General features: G+C 43.0%; 6 protein-coding genes. 4 read left to right on the top strand and 2 right to left on the bottom strand.

Going from position 1 to position 6,530, the window contains the following annotated elements; translation table 11 throughout:
• The first annotated feature begins 1 nt into the window (after position 1).
• Together cysW and CK1_RS12615 are read left to right on the top strand one after the other, a co-directional pair.
• Positions 2-805 carry a sulfate ABC transporter permease subunit CysW gene (gene cysW, locus CK1_RS12610; protein WP_306288911.1) on the top strand — a complete coding sequence of 268 codons (804 nt, stop codon included), beginning with the start codon at positions 2-4 and terminating at the stop codon, positions 803-805.
• Complete coding sequence (locus CK1_RS12615; protein ID WP_015526596.1) at positions 795-1,853, top strand: ABC transporter ATP-binding protein; 1,059 nt, start codon at positions 795-797, stop codon at positions 1,851-1,853. Before cysW ends, CK1_RS12615 begins: the two co-directional genes overlap by 11 nt.
• Before the next feature lie 153 nt (positions 1,854-2,006).
• Here the strand turns inward: CK1_RS12615 and CK1_RS12620 are convergent, their stop codons facing one another.
• Entirely contained in the window at positions 2,007-2,954 is a 948-nt protein-coding gene (locus CK1_RS12620; RefSeq protein ID WP_015526597.1) for a serine hydrolase domain-containing protein, read from the bottom strand.
• 21 nt (positions 2,955-2,975) lie between these two features.
• On the bottom strand, positions 2,976-3,812 hold the full coding sequence (locus CK1_RS12625) for a MurR/RpiR family transcriptional regulator (RefSeq protein ID WP_015526598.1): 837 nt from the start codon (positions 3,810-3,812) through the stop codon (positions 2,976-2,978).
• Positions 3,813-4,071: 259 nt separating this feature from the next.
• On the opposite strand from CK1_RS12625, the gene CK1_RS12630 reads away from it, so the two are divergent.
• A complete protein-coding gene (locus CK1_RS12630; protein ID WP_015526599.1) occupies positions 4,072-5,370 on the top strand; it encodes an APC family permease in 1,299 nt (432 codons plus the stop codon).
• Positions 5,371-5,424: 54 nt separating this feature from the next.
• Complete coding sequence (locus CK1_RS12635; RefSeq protein ID WP_015526600.1) at positions 5,425-6,357, top strand: serine hydrolase domain-containing protein; 933 nt, start codon at positions 5,425-5,427, stop codon at positions 6,355-6,357.
• Positions 6,358-6,530: the final 173 nt, after the last annotated feature.

Consider the following 6,530-nt stretch of genomic DNA (forward strand, 5'->3'; position numbering starts at 1 on the left):
GGTGAAATGGATCCTTATCGGGATTTCCGTGATCTTTCTTTTTGTGATGCTGGTACTGCCTCTGGTGGTTGTTGTAACCCAGGCGCTGAGCAAGGGCTGGCAGTGCTACGTGCAGGCGGTGACAGATGAGTACACGCTGAAAGCGCTGAAGCTGACCATTGGGGCGACGGCTGCGGCTGTTGTATGCAACACGATCTTTGGTCTGTGTGCGGCATGGGCAATGACCAGATTTCATTTTCGGGGAAAAAAGCTTCTTACCACTTTGATCGATGTTCCGGTTACAGTATCACCGGTTATCGCAGGTCTTATCTATATCCTGGTTTTTGGAAAGCAGAGTCCTCTTTATTCTGTTCTTGAAAGTGCAGGGATACAGATCGTGTTTGCAGTTCCTGGAATTGTCCTGGCAACGATCTTTGTCACATTTCCATTTGTGTCCAGAGAGATCATACCGGTTCTGGAATCCATAGGGTCCGATGAGGAAGAGGCGGCAGCATTGATGGGAGCAAAAGGCTGGACGATTTTTACCAAGGTGACATTTCCACATATCAAGTGGGCATTTCTCTATGGTGTTGTGCTGTGTACAGCCAGAGCCATGGGAGAGTTTGGAGCTGTGTCCGTACTGTCCGGACATCTCCGTGGAAAAACAAATACACTTCCGCTTCATGTGGAAATTCTTTATAACGAATTCCAGTATGTTCCGGCATTTGCGGTTTCTTCGATCCTGGTGATCCTGGCGGTGATCCTTCTGATCGCAAGAAATGTTCTGGAGCATAAAGGAAAGGGGGAAAAAGGCGATGTACGTTGAGTTAAAAAATATCAATAAAACATATGGGGATTACAAGGCATCTGATAACGTAAGCTTTGGTATCGAAAAGGGGAAGCTGATCGGTCTTCTGGGGCCCAGCGGAAGCGGAAAAACTACGATTCTCCGTATGATCGCCGGTCTGGAGCAGCCGGACAGCGGTGAGATCATCATCGACGGAAGAGTGGTCAATGATGTGCCTGCCAGCGAGCGAGGCATTGGATTTGTGTTCCAGAATTATGCTCTTTTCCGGTATATGACGGTGTATGATAATATTGCATTTGGCCTGAAGGTGCAGAAGGCGGACAAGAAGTATATTAAGCAGAGGGTTATGGAACTGGTAGAGCTAATCGGGCTGAAGGACCTGGAGAAAAGATATCCGAGTCAGCTGTCCGGTGGTCAGAGACAGCGAGTTGCTTTTGCCCGGGCTCTGGCTCCGAATCCGCAGCTTCTCCTTCTGGATGAGCCTTTTGCGGCGATCGATGCAAAGATCCGTACGGAGCTTCGAAGCTGGCTGAAGGATATGATCGAGAAGCTGGGGATCACCAGCATTTTTGTTACTCATGATCAGGATGAGGCTATTGAGGTGGCGGATGAAATTATTATTACCAACCGTGGACGGATCGAGCAGAAGGGAACTCCACTGGAGGTTTATCAGAATCCGGATACTGCGTTTACGGCGGGATTTTTCGGGCAGACTTCTGTGATCGATGATTATCAGGTGTTCAATCACTTCGAGGAAGTTCCGGGAGGCGAAAAAGCCATTGTCCGTCCGGAGTTTGTAAAAGTGACAAAGAAGAACGAGGAGCAGAAATATAAAAGCTCCGCAACAGAGGGCATCGTAGAACGAGTCGCGTTCCGCGGCAGCAGCCTGGAACTGAAAGTCCGTGTAGGAAACACCACACTCAGCGCCAGAAGAAGCCTTGACGAAGAACCCGTCCGGGAAGGCGAAGTTGTGGATGTGTTTGTGCAGAGGATTTTTGTAACAAAGGGAAATGAGGCAGTACTGCTACATAATACAGCTATGGTTGAGGATTGGTTAGTGATATAAAAAATGCCGCGGGAGCGGCATTTTTTTATGAGCAAGTAGCGTTAGCGGATTGCGAATATCATATGATGTGGCCGCGGAGTGGCATTTTTTTATGAGCAAGTAGCGCTAGCGGATTGCGAATATCATATGATGTGGCCGCGGAGTGGCATTTTTTTATATATGTGAAATTTTTACACCGTAATATTCTGCAAGAGAATCCACCAGATCATCACGGATTTTTTTGTGGTCATTGCCATCCAGGGACATGACACAGGATACCATCTGACGTTTTTTGTCAACGACGCAGTATTGGCCGTAATTGCCGGACAGGATCAGTGTATCTTCCATAGGTCCCATATATATGAAATATCCATAACCATAGCTCTGGTAATCCGGATGCTCCGTCAGTGGATTGTAAGAATCGATATGTTTCTGACAGGCATCAATCACGAATTTTTTTGGGACGATCTGTTTTCCGTTCAGGGAACCCTCATGCAGAAGCAGATGTCCAAAACGAGCCAATTCATCAATCGTCAGATACAGTCCGTTAGCTGCCATACAATGTCCCTGAGGGCAGAGGGTCCAGTCCGGATTCGGAATGCCAACCGGTTCAAAGAAACGATATCGCAGATAATTCAGCAGACCCGTTCCGGATTTCTCTTCCAGAAGAACAGATAAAATATAGGAACAAAAATTGCTGTACACAAAATGAGTACCAGGTGTATATGGAAAAGAATCATTCTGAAAGAAATATCTCACCCAGTCCTTTTCTCTGTATCGCTCTGGTCCATCGCAGAAAAAGAGCGGATCTTTCTGACCGGATGACATGGTAAGAAGATCACGGATCTTTATCTTGTACAGATTTTCAGAAGGGTCGGAAGGGAAATATTTTTCAAACCAAGGATAAATGTATTCATCAAGAGTGATCAGTCCTTCACGTTCTGCGATACCTGCGGCCATTGCAACAAAAGGCTTGCTAATAGACCATATATTTAAACGGGTTTTGACCGGAAAAAGTCTAAATTCTTCTTTTAGAAGATCATTTTTATATATCTGTGCGTAGATGATATTGGAATGATGTTGCTTTGATTTCTCAAGAAAAATATCTAAAATTTCCTGCATGATAATCCCCCCCTGAAATTATTATTCGTAAAAAAGATCAAAGTCTGAATAAAGTTCTTCTAGGTCATGAAGTCGTGTACTGATGGATTTGCACCTGGTTTTGCGGATTTTTGCAACAATACTGTCAAACAGACAATAGAGGCATGAGAAGGAGTTAAATCCCATTTCATTGAGATTGATCTCTATAATGATAGCGTGGTCTGCCAGCGCCCATGCCGGTGATGAAATGCTGTCTGTGATGGCGAGTATCTTTGCACCATGATTTTTGGCAATCTGTGCATATTTCAGAGACCATTTGGTATAGCGGGCAAAAGAGATCAGAAGAACAACTGTATCCTCGGATGCTTCTGTGAGATATTCGAAATTGGAATCGTAAAATTCGTGAACCACCTTGGTATTTCCAAGAAGCTGATTCAACAGAGTTCCCATCCAGAGAGCGGCACTGTAGGAAGAGCGTGCACCAACAATGAGGCGTTTTTTGGCATTGCTCAGATGGGTAACAATCTGATCCATATCTTCCTGATTCAGATGAGATGCCCAGCTTTCCATGGAATGGAGTTCATTGGCAATGATGTTTTGATAAAAATTTCCGCTATCCAGCAGTGAATCGTCTTTTATAACCGTAGGAACGGAAAGAATATCATTCTGTACAGTACGCTGCATTTCAGAAAAACTTTCAAATCCCAGGGAATAGGCAAGGCGTATGATAGTGGTTTCGCTTACGGAAATTTCCTTGCTGAGTTTCGCAAGGGTGGAATAACTGAATGAATCAAGGTGTTGTAATATATATTCGGCAACTTTCTTCTGACCGGCAGAAAGGAAAGATACTTTTTCACGGATCAACTGTTCTATTTTCATGAAAACCTCCTGTACTGTACGATTAGTATAATAAATTATAACAGGTGTAAAGTTTGATTACAATATAATGGAGTAAAAAATTCTTCTTAACATAAAAAAGATGTAAATAATGCACAAATTAAAGTGTGTATTTTTAATAATATTGTCAATAGAAATCTTGAAACCTAGATGTTAATATAGCATTAAATAATTCATATGACGTCAGAAAAAGAATTAATTGCACTATTAATATTAAAGTCAATAAAAAAGGGGGGCTTTTATGTCGTCAACAGTAAAGGAAATAAAAGAAAAAACAGGTTACCTGAAACGAAGTGATCTTTATACAATCGGTGTAGGACAGGCGATTGGATCGGGTGTTCTGACACTGATCGGACCGGCAATTCTTTTGACTGGTCAGTCAGCATGGTTGGCATATGTAGCTGCATGTATCTGGGGATTTATGATGATTGCACCAATTCCATGGATTACATCTACACTGAAACTTGGAGGAGGATTTTATTCTCTGGTAGGAGATATGGCCGGCAAACGAGTTGCCGGTATGTATGCAGTAGGATTTTTGCCACAGACGATCAATCTGGCGACTTATGGTGTGGCAATTGGTATGTATGCAAATTCCCTGTGGCCGCAGATTAATGCGAAATGGTTTGGAATTGCAGCCCTGAGTGTGTTCTTTGCCATCAATCTGTGTGGTGTGGATGTAATGGCGAAGGTACAGAAAATTCTGGTTACCCTGCTGTTTGTTGCACTTGGTCTGTTTATTGTTCTGGGATGCCTCCAGCTGAAAAATCCGGTGTTTGAGTTTACAGCACCAGACTTTTTCTCCAATGGTCCATCCGGATTCTTTTCCGCAATCATGCTGTATGTATATTCAACAAACGGATATTCCTGCATTATGAATTATGGTAAACAGGCAAAAGAGGCACATAAAGATATTCCAAAGGCACTTCTGTACTGTATTCCGACACTGATGGTTATATATGGCGGTGTTGCAATTGTAGCAAGTGGTGTGCTTCCTCTGGATCAGGTAGCCGGACAGCCGCTTACCCTGGTTGCAAAAAATATTTTAAATCCGGCACTTTTCACAGTATTTATGATTGGTGGTCCGGTACTTGCACTGTCTTCATCCATTAATTCAACAATTTCCAATAACTGTATTCCGGTTGCACAGTCCTGTAAAGATGGATGGCTTCCGAAATCATGGGCAGCTCAGAACAGAAGAGGGGCTTACTGGAAACTGATGACATTTACTTATCTTATGGGAATATTACCTGTGTTACTGGACTTTTCTATCAGTGATGTTGTAAATAATATTATGCTTCTGGCATCAGCATTGGCATTTCTGCAGATTTATGCGTATTTCCAGCTTCCGAAAAAACATGCAGAAGCATGGGAAAAATCACCAATGCATATTTCTAACGGAAAATATTATTTCCTCTGCTGTTTGAGCCTGTTTGCATATATCTGCATTTTTTATCAATTCTTGCAGAAGCCTGAAACTTCCGGTAGTAATCATCAGTCTGATAGCCATTGTAGTATGCATGGCTTACGGATGGTTTAGAAGTGTAAGTCCTGATGTAAAGATGGAAACAAGTGTGTGGGAGGATTAATGTTTATGAATAAAGACCAGAACCTGATCAATGAATTTGCTATCAAAACTTTAAAAGAAAATCTCAATGTTATGTATGCGCAGATATGGCGTGAAGGACAGTTAACGGCAGAATATAAAAGAATGCCGGTCAAGACACGCCTTAACACCTGGTCTGCCTGCAAGGGTGTTGTGTCCTGTGCGGCAGGAATCGCACTTGATGAAGGGCTGATTCGACTTGATGAGAAGATTGTGGATATTTTTCCAGAGTATGCACCGGAGAATCCGGAAGGATATCTGGGGGATGTAACGCTGGAAAATATGCTGACAATGACTACAGGTTTGGAAAGCTCTCTGTTTTTCTGTGACTGGCCGGAGCGTTACACAACTCCGGACTGGATCCGATATTTCTTCGAGAATGCGAAAGTGATAAAAAAACCGGGAACAGAATGGCTGTACAGCAATTTTAATACTTATATGATCAGCTGCGCGATTGAAAAACGTGCGGGAGTTAATCTTCTGGAATATTTGAGAAATCGCTTTTTTGAGCCGCTGGGAATTGGAAATCCAGACTGGACTTTGTGTCCGAAAGGGCATGTGCATGCGGCGAATGGACTTTATGTGAATATTGATGAGTTTACCCGGTATGGACAGATGATTCTTCACAAGGGAAATTATAATGGAAAACAGCTGGTGCCAGAGTCGTACATGAAGATGGCAACGTCCAATCTGGTGGATAATTCAGTGGCAGGAAGTCCGGGAAATCTTTATTCCGGTTTTGGATATGGATATCAGTTTGTAATGAATCCGGAAGCCGGTTCCTATCGATCCGATGGAAATTATGGTCAGTTCTGCCTGGCATTTCCGGATAAAGATGTAGTAGTAACTGTGATGTCACTGGAGGGGGATTTCCAGAAAATAGGAAATCATCTATGGACGACAGTGATTCCGGAATTATAAGAATTCTGTCTGGCAAATCAGACAGTGTAAGAGGGCTTAAATCTTTCTGGCTTGACATTGGTCAGAAACCGTTTTATACTCCTGTCTTTGACAGTTGCTAAACAAAAAAATCGCTGTACCTTTTGATTTTACTGGGGTTCGGCGATTTTTTTGTGTCGTTTTGGAATATAGTA

The organism is Ruminococcus sp. SR1/5 (assembly GCF_000209835.1).
Lineage (GTDB): Bacteria > Bacillota > Clostridia > Lachnospirales > Lachnospiraceae > Blautia_A > Blautia_A fusiformis.